Origin of the sequence: Methyloligella solikamskensis (assembly GCF_042676065.1) — a bacterium.
GTDB lineage: Bacteria > Pseudomonadota > Alphaproteobacteria > Rhizobiales > Methyloligellaceae > Methyloligella > Methyloligella solikamskensis.
In genome coordinates this window covers 2,307,791-2,327,162 of sequence record NZ_JBHTJO010000001.1, presented here as the reverse complement: position 1 = coordinate 2,327,162, position 19,372 = coordinate 2,307,791, and the positions used below count along the sequence as shown (strand labels likewise).

At 64.1% G+C, this 19,372-nt stretch carries 14 protein-coding genes and 1 riboswitch; of the genes, 8 read left to right on the top strand and 6 right to left on the bottom strand.

The genetic code is table 11. The features are described from left to right. Positions 1-11: 11 nt before the first annotated feature. Positions 12-1,094, top strand: a complete 1,083-nt coding sequence (gene fba / locus ACFQ2F_RS11245; RefSeq protein WP_379089881.1) for a class II fructose-bisphosphate aldolase — start codon at positions 12-14, stop codon at positions 1,092-1,094. A 21-nt stretch (positions 1,095-1,115) separates the two neighbouring features. Here fba and ACFQ2F_RS11240 read toward each other — a convergent pair whose 3' ends face one another. Then, positions 1,116-2,333: an MFS transporter gene (locus tag ACFQ2F_RS11240; RefSeq protein ID WP_379089879.1), complete on the bottom strand. Its 1,218-nt coding sequence runs from the start codon at positions 2,331-2,333 to the stop codon at positions 1,116-1,118. Positions 2,334-2,647: 314 nt separating this feature from the next. Here ACFQ2F_RS11240 and rpe point away from each other — a divergent pair, with 314 nt between their 5' ends. From rpe to thiD, 4 genes are all read left to right on the top strand, one after another. Further along, positions 2,648-3,325 carry a ribulose-phosphate 3-epimerase gene (gene rpe / locus ACFQ2F_RS11235; protein WP_379089877.1) on the top strand — a complete coding sequence of 226 codons (678 nt, stop codon included), beginning with the start codon at positions 2,648-2,650 and terminating at the stop codon, positions 3,323-3,325. Positions 3,326-3,338: 13 nt separating this feature from the next. Beyond that, positions 3,339-4,112, top strand: a complete 774-nt coding sequence (locus ACFQ2F_RS11230; RefSeq protein WP_379089875.1) for an HAD-IA family hydrolase — start codon at positions 3,339-3,341, stop codon at positions 4,110-4,112. Between the two features lie 63 nt (positions 4,113-4,175). Next, a complete protein-coding gene (locus ACFQ2F_RS11225) occupies positions 4,176-4,913 on the top strand; it encodes a cytochrome c biogenesis CcdA family protein (protein ID WP_379089873.1) in 738 nt (245 codons plus the stop codon). 94 nt (positions 4,914-5,007) lie between these two features. Further along, positions 5,008-5,826 (top strand): bifunctional hydroxymethylpyrimidine kinase/phosphomethylpyrimidine kinase, encoded by an 819-nt coding sequence (gene thiD, locus ACFQ2F_RS11220; RefSeq protein ID WP_379089871.1) that lies wholly within the window; start codon positions 5,008-5,010, stop codon positions 5,824-5,826. A gap of 190 nt (positions 5,827-6,016) precedes the next feature. Here the strand turns inward: thiD and ACFQ2F_RS11215 are convergent, their stop codons facing one another. Next, on the bottom strand, positions 6,017-6,862 hold the full coding sequence (locus ACFQ2F_RS11215; protein WP_379089869.1) for a fumarylacetoacetate hydrolase family protein: 846 nt from the start codon (positions 6,860-6,862) through the stop codon (positions 6,017-6,019). 153 nt (positions 6,863-7,015) lie between these two features. After that, a riboswitch (cobalamin riboswitch) is annotated at positions 7,016-7,226 on the top strand. A gap of 210 nt (positions 7,227-7,436) precedes the next feature. Between ACFQ2F_RS11215 and ACFQ2F_RS11210 the strand changes: the two genes are divergently transcribed. Further along, positions 7,437-9,539: a TonB-dependent receptor plug domain-containing protein gene (locus tag ACFQ2F_RS11210; RefSeq protein ID WP_379089867.1), complete on the top strand. Its 2,103-nt coding sequence runs from the start codon at positions 7,437-7,439 to the stop codon at positions 9,537-9,539. A 695-nt stretch (positions 9,540-10,234) separates the two neighbouring features. On the opposite strand, the gene ACFQ2F_RS11205 is transcribed toward ACFQ2F_RS11210, so the two are convergent. Further along, a complete protein-coding gene (locus tag ACFQ2F_RS11205; RefSeq protein WP_379089865.1) occupies positions 10,235-11,116 on the bottom strand; it encodes a fructosamine kinase family protein in 882 nt (293 codons plus the stop codon). Between the two features lie 66 nt (positions 11,117-11,182). Here ACFQ2F_RS11205 and ACFQ2F_RS11200 point away from each other — a divergent pair, with 66 nt between their 5' ends. Together ACFQ2F_RS11200 and ACFQ2F_RS11195 are read left to right on the top strand one after the other, a co-directional pair. Next, positions 11,183-12,004 (top strand): UDP-2,3-diacylglucosamine diphosphatase, encoded by an 822-nt coding sequence (locus ACFQ2F_RS11200; RefSeq protein ID WP_379090688.1) that lies wholly within the window; start codon positions 11,183-11,185, stop codon positions 12,002-12,004. Then, positions 12,004-13,215 carry a glycosyltransferase family 4 protein gene (locus tag ACFQ2F_RS11195; RefSeq protein WP_379089863.1) on the top strand — a complete coding sequence of 404 codons (1,212 nt, stop codon included), beginning with the start codon at positions 12,004-12,006 and terminating at the stop codon, positions 13,213-13,215. Before ACFQ2F_RS11200 ends, ACFQ2F_RS11195 begins: the two co-directional genes overlap by 1 nt. A gap of 37 nt (positions 13,216-13,252) precedes the next feature. On the opposite strand, the gene ACFQ2F_RS11190 is transcribed toward ACFQ2F_RS11195, so the two are convergent. Genes ACFQ2F_RS11190 through ACFQ2F_RS11180 form a run of 3 tightly spaced genes read right to left on the bottom strand, consistent with a single transcriptional unit; the run spans position 13,253 to position 19,066 of the window. Then, complete coding sequence (locus ACFQ2F_RS11190; protein ID WP_379089861.1) at positions 13,253-14,179, bottom strand: hypothetical protein; 927 nt, start codon at positions 14,177-14,179, stop codon at positions 13,253-13,255. A gap of 40 nt (positions 14,180-14,219) precedes the next feature. Beyond that, a complete protein-coding gene (gene dgcA / locus ACFQ2F_RS11185) occupies positions 14,220-15,230 on the bottom strand; it encodes an N-acetyl-D-Glu racemase DgcA (RefSeq protein WP_379089859.1) in 1,011 nt (336 codons plus the stop codon). Positions 15,231-15,268: 38 nt separating this feature from the next. After that, the gene (locus ACFQ2F_RS11180) at positions 15,269-19,066 is read right to left on the bottom strand and encodes an apolipoprotein A-IV repeat region-like domain-containing protein (protein WP_379089857.1); all 3,798 of its coding nucleotides are present in this window, start codon (positions 19,064-19,066) and stop codon (positions 15,269-15,271) included. Positions 19,067-19,372: the final 306 nt, after the last annotated feature.

Here is a 19,372-nt window from a genome sequence, read left to right as displayed (position 1 = left end):
GAGGTTCGACCATGGCACTGATAACCCTACGACAGCTTCTCGATCACGCGGCCGAGCACGGCTACGGCGTGCCGGCCTTCAACATCAACAACATGGAGCAGGGGCTTGCCATCTGTCAGGCCGCCAAGCAGACCGACGCGCCGGTGATCATCCAGGCGAGCCGCGGCGCCCGCCAGTATGCCGGTGACTTGATGCTGGCCAAGCTCATCGAGGGGCTCCAGGCGCTGTACCCCGAAATCCCGATCTGCATGCATCAGGACCACGGCAACAATGCCGCGACTTGCCTCTCCGCCATCCAGCACGGCTTCACCTCCGTCATGATGGACGGCTCGCTGGGCGAGGACGGCAAGACCCCGACCGACTACGATTACAATGTCGGCGTTACCAAGAAGGTGACCGAGATGGCCCACATGGTGGGGGCCTCAGTGGAAGGTGAGCTCGGCTGCCTCGGTTCGCTCGAGACCGGCTCCGGCGAGGCGGAAGACGGCCACGGCTTCGAAGGCAAGCTGGACCGCGAGAAGCTGCTGACCGATCCGGATCAGGCCGCGGAATTCGTCGCCGAGACCAAGGTGGATGCCCTGGCCGTCGCCATCGGCACCTCCCACGGTGCCTATAAGTTCACCCAGAAGCCGACAGGCGACGTCCTCGCCATGAACGTCATCGAGGCGATCCACCAGAAGCTCCCCGATACTCATCTCGTGATGCACGGCTCGTCGTCCGTGCCCCAGGAGCTCCAGGAGGAGTTCAACAAATGGGGCGGCGAGATGCCCCAGACCTACGGTGTCCCGGTGGAGGAGATCGTCCGCGGCATCAAGCACGGCGTCCGCAAGGTGAATATCGACACCGATCTGCGCATCGCTTGCGCGGCAACCCTTCGCCGTGTCGCCACGGAAGACAAATCCCAGTTCGATCCGCGCAAATTCCTGAAGCCCGCCGTAGCGGCCATGAAGGAAGTCTGCGTGGCGCGTCTGGAAGCCTTCGGCACGGCCGGCTGGGCCTCCAAGATCAAGGTCATTCCCATGGCGGAGATGGCCGAGCGCTATGCCGCCGGCGAGCTCGACCCGAAGATCGGCATGGCCAAAGCTGCCGAGTAATCGGCGGCCTTTCAGCCACAACTATTCCGCCGGGGCCAGCTCAGGCTCCGGCTCTTCTTTTGGCGAACGGCGGCGGTCCAGCGCCCAGGACCAGGCCCAGAAGATCAGGCCGCAGATCGCAAGCAGACTGCCGACCCAGCCGGTCTCCGATAGGCCCCAGCCCGCGGCGAGCGCCATGCCCGCCAGCCACGGCCCCAGCGCATTGGCGAAGTTGAACGCTGAATGGTTCAAGGCCGCGGCCAGAGTTTGCGCCTGGCCGGCCACATCCATCAGCCGGATCTGCAGCGCCGTCGCCAGCCCGCCGCCGCAGCCGATCGCCAGCACCGCGGGGCAGAGCGTCCACAGACTCCCCGTGGTGAAGGGGTAGATGGTCAGCGCAATCAGGCTCCAAACCAGCACGATGCCGGCCGTCGGCATCAGCGCCTTATCCGCCGCCCAACCGGCAACCAGATTGCCGAGGGTCAGCCCGATACCGAACACCGCGAGCGTGAAGGGGATCGCCGTGGGCGGTTCTCCGGTCACTTGCAGCACCGTGGAGGCAAGATAGGTGTAGACGGCGAACATGCCGCCGAAGCCGATCGCGCCAATCGCGAGCGTCAGCCAGACCTGCGGGCGGGCAAGTGCGCCGAGCTCAGTGAGAGGATCGCCGCCTTCGGGCTCCTTGGCCCGGGGCGCAAACAGGAAGAGTAGCGTCGCGGTGAGAAGCGCCAGACCGCTGACCAGAACGAACGCCCAGCGCCAGCCGAAATATTGCCCGATGCCGTTGGCGAGCGGCACGCCCGCGATGGTCGCCACCGTGAGGCCGAGCATGACCCGGGCGAAGGCCTGGCTTCGCTTGTGGGGGCCGACGAGCGCCGCTGCGAGCAGCGCCGCGACGCCGAAATAGGCGCCATGGGGCAGGCCCGACAGGAAGCGGGCCAGCAGCATGAAATCGTAGCTGCCGGCAAGTGCCGTCAGCCCGTTGCCCAGCGCGAAAGTCACCATGAGCCCGACCAACAGAAGCCGCCGGGGGATGCGCGCGCCCAGCACCGCGATGACGGGCGCCCCCACCACGACGCCCAGCGCATAGGCGCTGATCACGTGACCTGCCGTCGGCTTGTCGAGCCCCAGCTCTTCGGAGAAGAACGGCAGCAGGCTCATGGCCGCGAATTCCGTGGTGCCGATGGCGAATCCACCGATGGCGAGAGCGAACAGGACGAATCCGACCGGTGCGTGGGACGTTCTTTGCGCATTGTCCATGCGGCGACGGTCCTTCTCGTTATGGGGTTGGCGACAAACGGCGGCAGAAATGCTGAAGCGGATACAGCTCGGCCCTCTCGGCTTGCGTGGAGAAGCCGACTCGTCCTTGCCGGAGCTCTGTGCATTGATCCCTGCCACTGAGAGGTGACAACGATTCCGTTCTATGGAAGGCGCGTGCTCCGAATTGTCGCGGGGGCCGGCAAACGGGCCTGGTGGACTTCTCTCAACCGGGTGCAGGCGGGGCGCTCCGCCATGTGCTATAGGGCGGGCCACTGCTAAGACTGCGGTAAGTTTAGACCCTTAAGAGGACGACCATGACCGGCGAGATCATCATTGCGCCGTCGATCCTGTCGGCCGACTTCGCCAAGCTCGGCGAAGAGGTCCGCGCCATCGACGATGCGGGTTGCGATTGGATCCATGTCGACGTGATGGACGGCCATTTCGTGCCCAACATCACCATCGGCCCCGACGTGGTGAAGGCGCTGCGGCCCCACTCGCCGAAACCCTTCGATGTGCATCTGATGATCGCGCCGTGCGATCCCTATATCGAGGCCTTCGCCAGGGCCGGCGCCGACATCATCACCGTGCATGCCGAATCCGGCCCCCATCTCGACCGTTCGCTCCAGTATATCAAAGGCTTCGGCAAGAAGGCGGGCGTCACGCTCACCCCTTCGACCCACGAATCGGCCCTTGAATATGTGCTGGATAAGGTCGATCTCATCCTAGTGATGACCGTCAATCCAGGCTTCGGCGGCCAGGCCTTCCTGCCCTCCCAGCTCGAGAAGATTCGCAATATCCGCCGCATGATCGGCGACCGGCCCATCGACCTGGAGGTGGATGGCGGCGTGAACGCCGAGACCGTCGCCGACGTGGTGAAAGCCGGCGCCAACGCTCTCGTTGCCGGCTCCGGCGTCTTCAAGGGCGGTGACTACAAGGGCAATATCGAGGGTTTGCGCGCCGGCGCCGAAGCCGCAAGAAAAGATGCAACGTAAAGAGGCGCAATAAATGCCCGATAGAAGCCAGCACGAGATCGCCGATGCCTATCTCGCCTCGGTGCTCCCATCCCTGCAGCGCGGTGGCGGCATCTGGCCGAAAGCCGTGATCTTCGATCTCGATGGGACCCTGGCCGATACGGCGGAGGATCTTGCCCTCGCCCTCAACGGCGGGCTGAAGGAGGTCGATATCGAGCCCTTCACGCCCGAACAGGTGCGCCTCATGGTCGGCGGCGGCCTGAAGGCTCTCATGGACCGCGCCCTGGAAGCCCGCAACGCCGATCTTGACGAGGCGAAGCGGGAAGATTTGCTCGCGCGCCTTTACGAGCTTTACGCGGCGAAGCCGGTGGTGAAATCCGTCCTCTATGAAGGCGCCGAAGCCATGCTGGAGACCCTCGTGGAGGCCGGCATCATCTGCGGCGTCTGCACCAACAAGCCGCAATCCATCGCCGAGGACGTGCTCAAACAGCTGGGCCTCGCCGACAGCTTCGCCTTCGTCCAGGGCGGCGACACCGATCTTCCCAAGAAGCCCGACCCGGCACCTCTCGTACATGTGATGGAGATGTTAGGTGCCAAGCCGTCCCAAACGGTTATGGTCGGCGACAGCACCGCAGATGTCGGCGCCGCCCGGGCGGCGGACCTTGCCGGGATCGTGCTGGTGAGCCACGGCTATTCGAAGCTTCCGGCCTCGGAGATGGGCGGCGATGTGATCATCGACAGCCTGCCCGAATTGCCGCGCAGCCTTGCCGTGCTCGCCGGACGGACAAAGGCGAGAGCGAAGGGATAGCCACCGCCCGCACGACCGCTTGGCCGAGAACTCTGCATTCGCGTTTGGTTTGAAAGCGACCTTATGACCGTCACCTATTTCGGCGCCCTGTTGGCAGGGCTTTTGAGCTTCCTCAGCCCGTGCGTGCTGCCGCTGGTTCCGCCCTATCTCTGCTTCCTGGGCGGCACCACCTTCGACCAGCTCTCCGGCGACGACGAGGAAACGCCAGATCACGTCTACGGCACCGTGGTCATGTCGGCGGTGGCCTTCGTGCTCGGCTTCACCACGGTCTTTGTAATGCTGGGCGCCACGGCCACCACCCTGGGGTCTCTCGTCCAGGGACATCTGGAGCTTCTGAGCCAGATCGCCGGCGTCGTCATCATCATCGTCGGTTTGCATTTCTTGGGTCTATTCACCCTTAGCTTCCTGCACCGGGAAGCCCGCTATCATGTGGAATCGCGCCCCGCAGGCCTGGTCGGCGCCTATGTGGTGGGCTTGGCCTTCGCCTTCGGCTGGACACCCTGCATTGGGCCGGTACTCGGCACCATCCTGGCCTTCGCAGCCCAGGAAGACACGATCAGCCAGGGGGTTTTGCTGCTGCTGGTCTATTCGCTGGGCCTCGGTATTCCCTTCATTCTGGCCGCGGTCGCCATCCGGCCTTTCCTGGATTTCCTGGAGAAATATCGCGGTCATCTCTCCAAGATGGAGAAGGTGCTCGGCGCGTTCCTCGTGCTGACCGGCATCCTCTTCCTCACCAACTCTATGACCCTGATCGCCAATTGGTTGATTGAGTGGTTTCCAAGCCTGACCACGATCGGTTAAATCTCGTTCCGGTTGTATCGTCTCAACACGCTCGGCCAACCGATTCACATGATTCGATGATCGGTGCGCCGGCACGTCGGATTCTTTCGCACCCATGACCGCTATTGCGCTCACCATCGCAGGCTCCGATTCCGGCGGCGGCGCCGGCATTCAGGCGGACCTGAAGACGTTCTCCGCCCTAGGTGTTTATGGCGCCAGCGCCATCACCGCGCTCACCGCCCAGAACACCAAGGGCGTGCAGAGCTGGATCGCCTCTCCGGACGAGTTCGTCGCCGCCCAGATCGTATCCGTGACGTCCGATCTCGATGTCGATGCCATCAAGATCGGCATGCTCGGCAATGCCGAGATCGTCGGCGCCATCGCCGGCACCCTTGCCAGTTTGCGCGAGCTGCCCGAGGTGCCGGTGATCGTCGATCCGGTGATGATCGCAGCCAGCGGCGATCCGCTGATCAGCGAGAACACGGTCGAGGCGATGCGTGAGAAATTACTGCCCCTGGCCGATCTCGTGACTCCCAATCTGATGGAAGCGGCCAAGTTCCTGGATGAACCGGTGGCACAAGATGAGGACGCCATGGTCGGCCAGGCGGAGCGGCTCTACGAATCGGGCATGCGCGCGGTGCTGCTGAAAGGCGGTCATCTTCCCGGCGACACGGCCGTGGACATTCTTTTCGACGGGGAGGTCTCCCGCTTCGCGGCACCCAAGGTAAAGACCGAGCACACCCATGGCACGGGCTGCACGCTCTCGTCGGCGATCGCCGCCGAGATGGCCAAAGGGGCATCGCTCCACGACGCGGTCGGCCTCGCCAAGGATTATCTGACCGGTGCCATAAAAGCTGCCGATGACATCATGATCGGATACGGCAAAGGGCCGGTGCACCACTTCTATCGCTGGTGGGACGGGGAATGGGCGTAGGGGATACCCGCTCAGGACTCCATCATACCGGCTAAAGCCGGTACCCAGCGACATACTCCTGAACTTGCGGCCGGATCCCGGCTTCCGCCGGGATGACCGCGTCTAACAATAGATAGCGCTTCGCAGAGACAGCGCCTCATGGTGAGGGCGCAGCGAAGCTGCGCGTCTCGAACCATGAGGGCAATGAAAGCTAATTCCCGCGCGTGACCTTCTGGGTTTGCTCGCCCAAGCCTTCGACGGTCAGATGCATCACGTCACCGTCCTTCAGGAAGATGCGCGGCTTGCGGCCCATGCCCACGCCAGGAGGCGTGCCGGTGCTGATCACATCGCCCGGCATCAGCGTCATGAAGCGGCTGATATAGGCGACCAGCTGGGCCACGTTGAAGATCATGGTGGAGGTCGTGCCGGTCTGCATCCGCTCGCCGTTCACGTCCAGTGTCAGCTTGAGCTTCTGCGGATCGCCGACCTCATCCTTGGTAACCACCCAGGGGCCCATGGGGCCGAACGTGTCGTAGCTCTTGGCCTTGAACCATTCCCCGGGACCGCCCACTTGTAGCCGCCGCTCTGAGACGTCGTTGCAGATCGTGTAGCCCGCGACGTGATTGAGCGCCTCCGATTCGGAGATGCGCTTGGCCGGATCGCCGATCACCACGCCGAGTTCGACCTCCCAGTCCATGCGCTCGTAGCCGTCCGGCATCAGGACATTGTCGTTGGGACCGCAGATGCAGGAGCTCGCCTTCACAAAGACGATGGGTTCTTCCGGAACGGGCAGGCCGGTTTCCGCAGCGTGATCGCTGTAGTTCAGGCCGATGCCGAGAAACTTCTGCACATGGCCGATCGGCGCGCCGATTCGGGGCGAGCCCTCGACCTTCGGCAGGCTTGCGGGGTCGATCTCGGCGAGCTTCTTCAGGCCATCCGAGGTCAGCACATCGCCTGAGATGTCATCCACCTTGCCGGATAGATCGCGAATAACGCCATCTGCATCCAGAAGTCCCGGCTTCTCCGAACCCTTCTCGCCAAACCGCAAAAGTTTCATCTGCTCACGCTCCTACAGCCTTAGAAATCTCGCGCATGTTGCATAGGCGGAAGCCGCGCGGCAATGGGGGCCGAGTAAAATGGGAGCAGAGTAAAATGACGGACCGGGCCCCGCGCGAAATAGAAATCTTGACTCAAAGATCGTCCGTCGCCTTACATGTCTCCTCTCGTGGGTTCCCGCCGGCCTCGTGCCGGAGGGTGAAAAGGGAACGCGGTGAAGAGCTTCGCTCCACTCCGCGGCTGCCCCCGCAACTGTAAGCAGCGATGTCTGCTCCGATGAACCACTGGCGTTGAACGCTGGGAAGGTGGAGCAGGCGGTCAAGGAAGCTGTGAGCCAGGAGACCTGCCCCCGAGCGTCACCCATCTTCTCGTGCGTGGGGCGCGGAAGAACGGTTTACCCCCGGAGTGGTGACGATCCTCAGGCTGAGTAGGGAGGGTCGTCTCGGTGAGCAAAGCTCTTTTGGTCTTCTTGCAAAACGATCGTTTGCAAGACCACCGTGGGATTCGTGCGGAATGCACGATGCGACGTCCTCCAGGCTCGGCCGGATAACGGCAACTTATGGGGGGCATCATAGATGACCAAATACGGGGGATGGGCGTTCGTCAGCGTCCTGACCATTTTCACAACATCATTGGCCGCGCCGGCTTTCGCTCAGGAGACCGATGAAGGTGAGGACGCGCTGATCCTGCCGCCAATCGTGGTGGAGGGCGCGACCCTCGACGAGTCGCTTCAGAAGACGACCCGAGAGCCGGCCGCTGCGACCCGGTCTACGCCGCGTCGAAGCACCACGCCGTCGGAGCCGGTCGAGGACGTTCAGGCCAGCGCCATCAGCGGCGATGTGCTGACGCCGGGCGAGGCTCGGGCGCTTCCGACCACGGGCAGCTCGGTGAGCGTCGTCACTTCGCAAGACCTGGAGCAGGAGCAGATCCGCCACGCGGCCGATGCCTTGCGCAGCCTGCCAGGTGTCGAGGTCAGCCAGAGCGGTTCCTTTAGCGGCTTGACCCAGGTCCGCATCCGCGGCGCGGAGGCGAACCACACCCTTGTCGTGATCGATGGCGTGGAGGTCAATTCCGCCACCAATGGCGAGTTCGATTTCGCGAACCTTCTGGCCAACGATATCGAACGTATCGAGGTGATCCGTGGGCCTCAGAGCGGCCTCTACGGCTCCAATGCCGTCGGCGGTGTCGTCAACATCGTCACCAAGTCCGGCAAGGGCCCGGCCCAGGCGCGGCTGCGCGCCGAGGGCGGGAGCTTCTCAAGCCAGGGCTACGCGGCGTCCCTTTCGGGCGGCAATGACGAAGGCCACGGCATCATCAGCTTCCAGAAGCGCAAGAGCCACGGCTTCAACATCGCCGAGTTCGGCGATGAGAACGACTTCTCCGAGATCACCAACGCCTTCGCCAAGGGTGGGGTCGAGGTCTTCCCGTGGCTGAAGGTCGACGGCGTTCTCCGCATCGACCAGAACGATGGCGGCCGCGATACGGACGGCATCGGCCCAGGGCCGTTCTTCATCCAGACCGACGACCCGTCCTATTTCGAGCAGCGCAATCGCGTGGCCGGCATCGACGCCACGGCGACGCTCATGGACGGTCACTGGGTGCAGCACTTCAAGAGCAACTACAGCGACACGCGCGCGGAGGATTTCTCGTTCTTCGCCGGCAGCTTCTCGCCCTACCGCAATGACGGGCAGCGCGTGGAGAACAGCTACATCTCGACCTTCTCCGGCGATACGCCGAACTTCCTGAACAGTCACCACGCCGTGACGGGGCTTCTGGAGAACACGAAGGAGAGCTTCACGCCGGTCTCCATCGACAATATCGAGCGGAGCCGCGAGACCCTTGCCGGGGCGGTCGAATATCGCGGCCAATTCCTCGATCAGCTCGATTTCGTGGCATCGCTCCGCCACGACGACAATGACAGCAATGTCGAGGACTTCACGACCTACCGCATCGCGGGCTCCTACGCCGTGCCGGACACGCCGTTCCGCTTTCACTCCAGCGTGGGCACCGGCGCCAAGCAGCCGACCCTGTTCGAGCTCTACGGTCAGATCCCGGGGAGTTTCGTGCCCAACCCCGATCTCGTTCCGGAAGAATCCTTTGGCTGGGATGCGGGCGTCGAGCTAACCCTCGTGAAGGGCCGCGTTCTGTTCGACGCCACCTATTTCGAGGCGGATCTGGAGAACGAGATCGCGACCGACTTCGTCGGGCTCTCTTCAACCGTGGTGAATCTCGATGGGGTGAGCCACAGAAGCGGCGAGGAGTTCTCCGCCGCTTGGCGCGTCACCGAAGGCCTGACCGTCAGCGGCGCATACACCCATCTGCGGGCCTTCGATCCCGCAGGACTGTGGGAGATCCGCCGGCCAGAGCATGCTGGGCGCCTCGACGTGGATTACCGCTTTGCCGACGACAAGGCGAATATCCGCTTAGGGGTCACCTATAACGGCACCATGGAAGATACGGCGCTGGCGATCCCGTTCTTCACGCCGACCCGGGTGGAGCTCGATTCCTATACGACCGTGCGGCTTGCCGGCAGCTACGAGTTCAAGCCGGGCATGGAGCTGTTCGCCCGGGCCGAGAACCTCTTCGACGAGGACTATCAGGAGGTTTACGGCTTCGAGACGGCACCGGCGGCCGTCTATGGCGGTCTGAAGATCAAGATCGGTGGGAACGAGTCCTAGGCGGTCTCGTCTTCATCGAAGCATTTGAGAGAAGGGGAGTGCCGAGGCGCTCCCCTTTTTTGATTCTCCGGACCGTCTGACCGCGCTCCGTCGAAGGGCTGAGTCCTGCTCCATATTGCCCACCTCGGGGCTGCTGTGGTTTTGAGGTCACAGAGATTCCGGCCCAGACCGAATTGATCGCGCTTGGAAATTTTCTTGAACGGGCTATTTGGGCCGGGCGAGGACGCCGAGACGCTGTTTGCGATGACAGGTCAAAATGCTGATTTGAAACGATAAAAAGCGACCTCCGACGTCTTCGCCAGAGGGTCGAGCGACACGAAGTGCAATTTTGCAACAGGGTCCCGCCTTTTGCGTTTTGCCCTGTTGCTCAAACTTGAAGCAGGTCAGGGGGGTGGGTAGCTTAACTCACACACGACGGGGGCACACGGGCTGGGGGGCCCACTGCCCAAGAGGCGTCAAACTGGAGCCAGTCGGGGGACGCAAGGCTCCAAAAGGACCGAGAGGTCCGAGGGACAGTTGAACGGATCGAGCCGATAAGAGCGAAGATCCGGGAGACAATTGGGGGGGCGAGTTGGAACCCTTGTTGAGGCTTCGGCCTCCGAGACCAACTCGTTTCGCAGGGAAAACCGGCCCGCTTCGCGGGCCGGTTTTTTTTGTGCATCCGTAGGTGAAGAAACGGCCGCAAATGGCCGGGATCAAAACCCGATTCGCCTTAACGTCGAATCGACTCCGCCTAGATAGCCGCGGCCGAATAGCCGGACATGCACCAGCGTCGGATAGAGATTGTAGAGATCCTTTCGAAGCTCGTGGAAGCCGGGCTCCAGCGGAGAAATAGCCTCATACGCATCGAAGAAGGCACCGCCGAACGTCCCGAACATGGTGGTGAAGGCGAGTTCGATCTCTGGGTGACCGAAGGAGATCGCGGGATCGACGAAACCGGCGATTTGATTTCCCTTCACCAGCACATTCCCGGTCCACAGATCGCCATGGAGAAGGCTGGGGTGCTCCGGCTCCACCAGGAACGCGTCGAGCCGTTCGGCTAGCCTCTCCAGCCGCGCCAGATCGGCGGCCGAGAGCGGCCCGTCTTCATGGGCCATGCGCGCCATGGCCATCAGCCGATGCTCGGCGAAGAAGGGGATCCATCGATCCGACTCCGCATTCCGCTGGGGCAGGGGGCCGATCAGGGTGTCTTTCGGATAGCCGAATCGCTCGCCGCGAACCGAATGGAGGGCCGCAATCGTCTCCGCAGCGTCCCGTTCGACCGCCTCGGTGATGCTTCCGCCATCGGTCTCGATGAAGTCCATGACGAGGAGGTCTGCATCGCAATGATGCACCTCTGGCACCGGGAAATCCGACAGCCGCCGCAGCTCGCCGAGCATGTAGCCTTCGATCTCCAGGGGAGCCGCCCATAACCCGTTGGAAGGATGCGCTTTTCCTGGCGATCGAGAGGCCTTCACGGCGAGATGCCGGCCATCATTCAGAGTGATCTCCAGCCCCTCCAGCCCGAAACCGACGGGCAGCGCACGAGACTGGGTGATTTCGGCTCCCAAGACCGTTTCAAGCCGCTCTTTCAGCATGACGCACCCATGTCATCTGTCACATGGCTGAAACAATACCGGCTTACCTGCCGCATCATCATGGATATGCCGGTTACACCACTCACGCCCAGCCCTGAAGTGAAGCATTACCGGGCATTGTTTATCTCCGATATTCACTTGGGGACGAAGGCCTCCCAGGCCGCGGCGTTCCTCGAATTCCTGAAGACCGTCGAAGCCGAGAAGATCTACCTGGTCGGCGATATCGTCGACTTCTGGCGGATCCGCCGAGGGGTCTACTGGCCGCAATATCACAACGACGTGCTGCAGAAGCTGCTCCGCCGGGCGCGCAAGGGGACCGAGCTGATCGTCATCCCCGGCAATCACGACGAGGTCCTGCGCGACTATTGCGGTGCGAGCTTCGGCGCCATCCGGGTGGAACGCGATACGATCCACGAGGCGGCCGACGGCAAACGCTATCTCGTGATGCATGGCGACGAGTTCGACGTGGTGGTCCGCTACGCCAAGTGGATCGCCTTCCTCGGCGACGGCGCCTACAACTTCGCGCTCTGGATCAACACCCATTTCAACACGATGCGGCGTTGGTTCGGACTGCCGTACTGGTCTTTGTCCGCGTATCTGAAGCACAAAGTAAAGCGTGCGGTGAATTACATTGGTGAGTTTGAGGCGGCGCTTGTCCAAGAGGCGGCCCGCCGTGGGACACAAGGGGTCATCTGCGGCCATATCCATCATGCCGCGAAGCGCCAGATCGGCGAGGTGACCTACATCAACACCGGAGACTGGGTCGAGAGCTGTACGGCAGTTGCCGAAACCCAGGCGGGGACGTTCGAGATTATTCGATGGACCCCCGCGATCTCCGGGGTAAGACCCCCAGCGATCCCCGACAAGGAGCTCGAGGCCGCGGCCTGATGAAGGTGCTCGTCGCCACGGATGCCTGGTATCCTCAGGTCAATGGTGTGGTGTGCACCTATGAGCGCTTGGCGAAGGAGATCGCCCGGCGCGGGGAGGTGCTGCACTTCCTGACGCCTCAGGATTTCCGCACCGTCCCATGCCCCACCTATCCGGAGATCAGGCTGGCCCTGACACGGCCGCGGAAGATCGCTCGCGCGATCGAGGAGATCGCGCCGGACTTCATCCATATCGCCACGGAAGGTCCCGTGGGGTTGATGACGCGCCGCTACTGCATCACCCGCAAGCGGCCCTTCACCACCAGCTATCACACCCGCTTCCCCGAATATGTCTCCGCCCGGCTGCCGATCCCCCTGAAGCTGGGCTACATGTTCGAGCGCTGGTTCCACGGCCGCGCGGCGGGCACCTTCGTCGCCACGCCGTCTTTGGCCAGCCAGCTCGAAGAGGAGGGGTTCGAGCGGCTGATGTATTGGTCCCGCGGCGTCGACACCGAGCTCTTCCGGCCCAGGCCGGTGCGCCTTTTCGGCGACGAGCCCGTCTTCCTCTATGTCGGCCGCATCGCGGTGGAGAAGAATATCGAGGCGTTCCTGAACCTCGACCTGCCGGGCAGGAAGGTGCTGACCGGCGGCGGGCCGCAAGCCGCCGAGCTCGAGAAGAGATATCCGGATGCGATCTTCACCGGGCCGAAGCACGGTGAGGAGCTTGCCGAGATCTATGCCTCGGCCGACGTCTTCGTCTTCCCGAGCCTAACCGACACGTTCGGTCTGGTGTTGCTGGAAGCCATGGCGAGCGGCGTGCCCGTCGCGGCCTATCCGGTCTGCGGGCCGAAGGATGTGGTGACCGATCCGACAGCCGGCGCGCTGCACGAAGATCTGCGCCAGGCGACCCTGGCCGCGCTTGATTTGAAGGGCGAAGACGCCCGCGACCATGCGCTGAAATTCAGCTGGGAGGCTTCGGCCGATCAGTTCCTGGAGAATGTGCTGGCGGCCAACGATGTGCTGCCGCGAAGGCGCGCCCTTGCCCGGTGGCGGGCCAGCAACCGGAGCCAGATAGAAAGACGGCCCGGTTGGGGGGAAACCGGGCCGTCTCGCACTTATGCGTCTATTGGGGGACGCTTGGGGGATAGTGCGTCCACACGCAAATGGGGTGGTCGCGCGGGGAAATCAAGGGTTCCGGCAAGCCCCGCCAACGAAAAAATCGCAAACGATTGAAACGATTCGGATTTCGGCGCCTGACAGGGCGGAAAATCTAGCCGAACAAAACCGCAAGTCGCGTGTCGTCGAGGCGGCTCAGAGCCGTGTCCACGGGGCTCGGGCCGCCCGTGCCTTTGGCTGCGGGCCGTTGAGGCGCCGGACGCGCTTCCGGCGTTTGCGGGCGCGAAGGGGCAGCCGTCTCAGGTTCGCTTGGCTGCGTCGCTTCAGCCGGTGCGGGAGCGTGATGCTCCGCTCCCCCGACCGAGCCTGTCTCGTCGGCGACGAACTCGGCCGAAATGGGAATTTCGAGCTCGGGCGCGCTGGCATCCAGTGCAGGCGCGACATCGACTGGAGGGGCGCCTTCAAAAGAGGTCTCGGGCGCTGTAGAGGGCGCTGCGCTCTGACGTGCCGACCGGCGGCCCGCGCCGAGGGCCGCTTCCAGCGTCTCGGCCATCAGGCGCAGCAGATGAAGCGCGTTCTCCTTCCGCTGATAGACCACATCCTGGAACGAGCAGGCCGCATAGATATCGGCCGTGTGGCGCTCGATGGTCTCGCAGGTCTTCCGGTCGATGCCCTTGTCCCGCATCTCCCAGGAGAAATCCTGGATGGCCTCCGTGGCGAGCAGAATGTCCGTGGCCGCGTCCTTGCTCGCCTGCTCCATGGCGGCGATATCCTGGACGGCGATCTCCGCGTCCTGCTTCATCCGGGCGAGGGGAAAGGCCTCGGCCAAAGACGTCTTGGCCTGCGCGGTTTCGGGTGGCGACACCGGGCCTGCGCCCGCGCTGCCTTTCACCACGCGCTCCAGCCGCTCCATAGCGGTGAGCACGAGCGCCGTGTCGGCATTGCGGTTCCGCCGCGCATACTCCGCCAGAAACCAGCGGCCACGCGGCGTCTTCTGCAGCGCCGTCTCGATTTTCGCGTAATCTTCTTGGCCTCCGCCACCGGGTGAACCGGTCGCGGGCCTCGCCTGTCCCTCAGCCATGGGCTGAGAATCTAGCTGATTCGAAAGGAAATCAGGGATTTCATCCCCATAGCGCCGGCGCCGGCGGCTGAAGCTTCCCGTCGCGATAGGCGAGGCTGTGCGGTCGGTCCTCGGCGAGCAGCAGCGGCCCATCGAGATCGACCCAGTTGGCCCCTTGCGCCACCAGCATGGCCGGCGCCATGGCGAGCGACGTGGCGACCATGCAGCCAACCATGATCTTCAGATCGTGGGAACGGGCCGCCTCCAAGAGCTCTAGCGCCTCGGTCAGCCCGCCGGTCTTGTCGAGCTTGATGTTGATGGCATCGTAGCGCCCGGCCAACGCGGCGAGCCCCTCGCGGTCATGCACGGATTCGTCGGCGCAAAGCGGCACGGGACGCGGCAGATCCTTCAGCATCGCGTCGTCGCCTGCGGGCAAGGGCTGCTCGATCAGCTCGACCTTCGCTGCTTCCGCGGCCCCCATCAGGCTCTCGAAATGATCCGGACGCCACGCCTCGTTGGCATCGGCGATAAGCCGGGCGGACGGCACCGCGGCGCGGATCGCGGCGAGCCGAGCTTCGTCCCCATCCCCGCCGAGCTTCAGCTTTAGGAGCGGATAGTCCGATGCCGCCTTCGCCTTCGCGGCCATGGCCTCCGGTGTGTCGAGGGAAATCGTGAAAGCCGTCTCGACCGCTTGCAGCGCAGGCCGTCCGGCGAGGGCAGGGACGGTCGTCCCACGCCGCTTCGCCTCCAGATCCCACAGGGCGCAGTCGAGCGCATTGCGGGCAGCGCCGGGGGGCAGCAGATCCTGCAGCCGTGCCCGGTCGTCGATCCCGGTGAGCTGGGCGCCGGCGCGGTGAATGTCGGAGACGACGCCTTCCATGGTCTCCCCATAGCGGGCGTAAGGCACGCACTCGCCCCGGCCGATGGCACTGCCGTCACCTAGAGTGGCAACGGCGACCTCGGCGAAATCCTTGCTGCCGCGGGAGATGGAGAAGCCGCCGGCGATAGGCCAGCGTTCGGTGACGACCGCCAGCCGCGGCGGACGCCCTATGGCGCCATCCTCAGAAACCATCAGTCAGGAGAGGACATGAGCCGGACGACCGCGCGAGATTAGCGCAGCCGGCCGCTGGCATGGGCGAGAAGCAGATAGACCCGGCCCGTCTCGGAGACGAGATAATTGTCCAGCATCCGCCCTTCCGGATCGGCCTGCTCGGCCTCGCCCAGCAGCCGCTCGAAATCGCTCATATAGCGATCGACCGTGCCGCGGAACTCCGGATCGCGCGCGTAGCGCCGGCTGATCTCGTCGAACGTGCCTTGGCCTTCCCTTGTATAGAGGCGGCGATTCAGGACGCCTTCCTGGCCGGAGCGGTAGCGCTGCCAGACATCGGCCGCCGTGCGCTGATCGATGGCCCGGGCGATCTCGTCGAGCCGCAAACCGCCGGGCGCCGCACCCCCAGCGGCGGGACGAGCATTCTGCCGGGGCGGGGGCGTCTGCTGACCCCGGCCGCCACCGCTTGCCTGCCGCGACCCGCTGGTGTTCTGCCGGCCGCCAGCCTGCCGGTTGCCGCCGCCGAAGGACGGCTCGGAAGGCTCCGTGTAGGAGGAAGCGCCGCTCAGCTGCTCGGCCAGATTGCCGGCCACATCGCCGATATCGCCCGTGGTGCCGCCGCCGGTCGGCCGTCCGTAGGAGTCGAACTCCGGCACCGGCGAGTAATCGTACTGATGCACTGGCGGGATGGTCTCGCCGCTGAGCGGCGTCGCCGGGTCGTAGGACCCGTAATCCGAAGACGAGCCGTAAGGCTGTGATGGCGTTTCCTTGGCCGGGGCGGGGCGATAGCTCTCCTCCTGGCGGGGCGCCTGTCCCGAACCCTGGCCGATCCCCTGATTGATCCCTTGGGTGGCCGCGCTGGTCAGCACCGGGGTGATCGCCTCGATCTCGGAGATCTGGTTGGCCAGCGCCTTGCGGATCGCTTCGGTGGCCTGGGCCGTATGCTCCGGCAGGGCCTCCATGCGGGTCTGCATCTCGTGGCGCAGCGCCTCCAGGTCGCCGGCGGTCTGCCGCGCCACCTCGCGCATGCCCTGAGACGTATTGGCGAACTGGCCGCGCATCTGCTCCATCTGCTGGCCGAGGTCGCCGATCACCTTGGCGAAGCTGTTCTTCAGATCGGACACCGCCCGCGCCGTATGGTTCTGGGCGTCGGTGCGCAGCTTCTCGATCTGGGCCACCGCCTGGCGCGCCTGATGGGACGTATCGCGGGACAGAAGCTGCGTGGCGTGCTTGGCCCGCTCCTCCGCTTCCGTCATCGAGTTAGTGATGACGCCCACATAGTTCTTCATCTGATCGTCCAGCTCCCGGGCCTTGTTGTTGACCGTGTGGAGCAGGCCGATGATCGCCTGATGGCGGCTCTCCAGGATGGAGTCGATCTTGGTGTTCGAGGTTTCCAGCGCCTTGGCAGCCGTCAGGATGCCCTGGCCCTGGTTCTCGAAGCGCTGGGTCAGGCTGTGGATCTGATCGAGCAGGCCGGAGGAGACCTCCTTCAGGGAGTCCGTCTGCTTGGTCAGCACGTCGACCGCCTGGCCGGACTGCTTGCCGACGATGGCCGCGGTCTCGCGCAGTGAGGCGGAATTCTCCGACAGCACCTTATGCAGCAGCTCGGTCTGGCGGCCGAAGGTCTGCTCAGCGCCCTGAACATGCTTGGTGAGCGTCTGATCCACCTCGCCGGTCCGCTGCTGGAACGTCGTGTCGATGGCCTTGAGCCGCGCATCGAGATTCTGAGTCACGGCGCCGCCGCGCTGCTCGATGGTGGTGTCGATGGCCTTGAGGCGCTCGTCCAGCCCCTGAACCACTTCGCCCGCGCGCTGCTGCAGCTGCTTGTCCATGGCGATCAGACGCTCGTCCATGCGCTTGGTCGCGAACGCCGTACGCTGCTCGAAGGTCTCGTCGATCGCCTTCATGTTCTCGCTGAGGGTCTTGGCGACTTCCGCCCCGCGCGTTTCGAAGGTCTTGTCCAGGAGAGCCAGGCGCTCGTCGAGATCCTTGGTGACCTTGCCGCCGCGCTCGTCCAGGGTCTTGCCGATCAGGGCGAGGCGATCGTCCAGCCCTTTGTTGACCGCGTTGCCGCGCTCCTCGAAAGCCTTGTCCAGTAGGGTCAGCCGCTCGTCCAGCCCTTTGGCGACCGCGATGCTGCGATGCTCCAGAACCTTGTCGATGGCCGTCAGCCGCTCGTCGATGCCGCGCGCCACCAGACCGGCACGCTCGCCGAAGGCCGTGTCGATGGCGTCCAGCCGGGCGTACAGAGTCTTGGAAACGGAATCGGAGCGCTCCGCCAGCGTCCGGTCGAGCGCCACGGCGCCCTGATTGATGCTGGAGGTGAAGGCGTCGGTGCGCGAGCGCAGCGCCGTCTCCAGGCCAGAGATGCTGTTGTCGGCGGAAACGGCGAAGACTTCCGTGCCGTCCTCCAGGGTCTTGACCAGGGTCTGCGCCCCGCGGTCGATCTGGGAGCCCAGGGCGTCGGTGCGTTCCTGAAGCTGCGAGGTCAAAAGATCGCTCCGCTCCTGCAGCCGCGAATCCAGCAGGTCGCTGCGCTCCTGCATGGTGGTCTCGATCCGGCGCGTGCCGTCCTCCACCAGGTTCTCCAGCCCCTGGATGCGCTCCGCCAGGGTCATGGCGAAGCCGGCGCTGCGCTCCTGCATCACCCGGTCGAACTGCTCGGTGCGGGCCCCAACTGCGCCTTCCAGGGCGGAAAGATTGTTCACCGCATCCTCGACCAGCTTGGTCAGCCCGGCCTGCTCCTTGCCGAGCTCCTGCAGCAGCCCCGGCATGTTGGCCGCGATGACGTCCTGAACCTTGTAGACTTCCTTGGCCGCCTCGTTGGAACGGGCAACCAGAAGCTCGGTCAGCTTCATGCCGCGATCGGCCAGGTTCTTGTCGATCTCGTTGGTGGCCGCCGCGATGTCTTTTGCGACCTGCTGGCCCACGCCTTTGAGGGAGGCACTCACACGATCGGAATTGTTGAGCAGGGCTTCGCGCTCGCTGGCGAGCTCGCTGATCAACCCGCGTACCCGGGTCTCGTTGTCCCCATAGGAGCGCTCAAGCGCGGCCACTTCATTGTGCACTAGCGCTTCCAACTCGCTCGCCCGGCCGATGGCACGCGAAATGCCATCATTCATGGCTGCGACCTGGCGGCGGATCACCTGACCCAAAGAGGCGACCGATTGCTCGGCCAGCTTGTCCGGCTCAGCCAGACGCACCGCGACCTCGGTCATGGCCGAGGCCATCAGGCGCAGCTCCTGGGCACGCCAAACGAGCAGCGCCAGGAACCAGAACAGCGCGATCGGAATGACGATCGCCATGGCCGCAGCGAGCATGCTCGGCGTAGTGGACAGGCTTTCGGAGGTCAGCAGCCCATAGCTGAGGAACCCGCCGATCACGAACCAGACGACGCTGGCGATGCCTGCGATCAGGAACGGGGTGCTGGAGGGCTTCTGCTGAAGCGAAAAGATCAGACCGCCGATAGATGGCAGGTCGTCATTGGCGGGCGTTGCGAGCCTGCGCGGCGGCGGACCGGCCGGCCGGCGGCGGGCCGGCTGTTCGGAGTCGGGCTCTTGGTCCCGCTCCGCGCGCAGCTCGGGCGTCGGCGCGGCCGGGCCTTGCGCCTGGTTACCTTGCGCCTCTGTGACCTTGCGCTGCTGCAGCCGTTCGGTGAGAGAGATGCGCCGCTTCGATCCGGTCTCGGAAGACGAAGCCTCCGCTGCCCCCGGCCGGCGCTGCTCTGTCGCGGCAAACCGGGAGCCTTTGGCTTCCGAACTCTTCTTTTCAGGTGATTTCTCGACGTCGTCAGACTTGATGTCGGCCGCTTTGATATCGTCCGACTTGGCGTCTTTCGACCGGGCTCGTTCCTGCGCCATCACGCATTCCTCGTACAACTATACTCAACGAGAGAATTGGTGCCGCTTGAACTCGATACAGACCCGCTTACGCGCGGCGTCTCTCGGAAGTCGCCTCTATCGGACCTTATAGGCCCCGAGCTTCCGATCTCATTCCCCCGCAAGCCTCATGGTTACCGAAAATTTAATGCCATGGGAAGGTGAATCGCCGAACATCCTAAACGGAGGATAAGTCGCTCTTATTTCGGCAGAATCGTCCCGTTTTGGGGCACCTGCGAGGTGGCGATAGGGGGCAGGCGGACAATCGCGCTTTCCTCAAGGGGATAC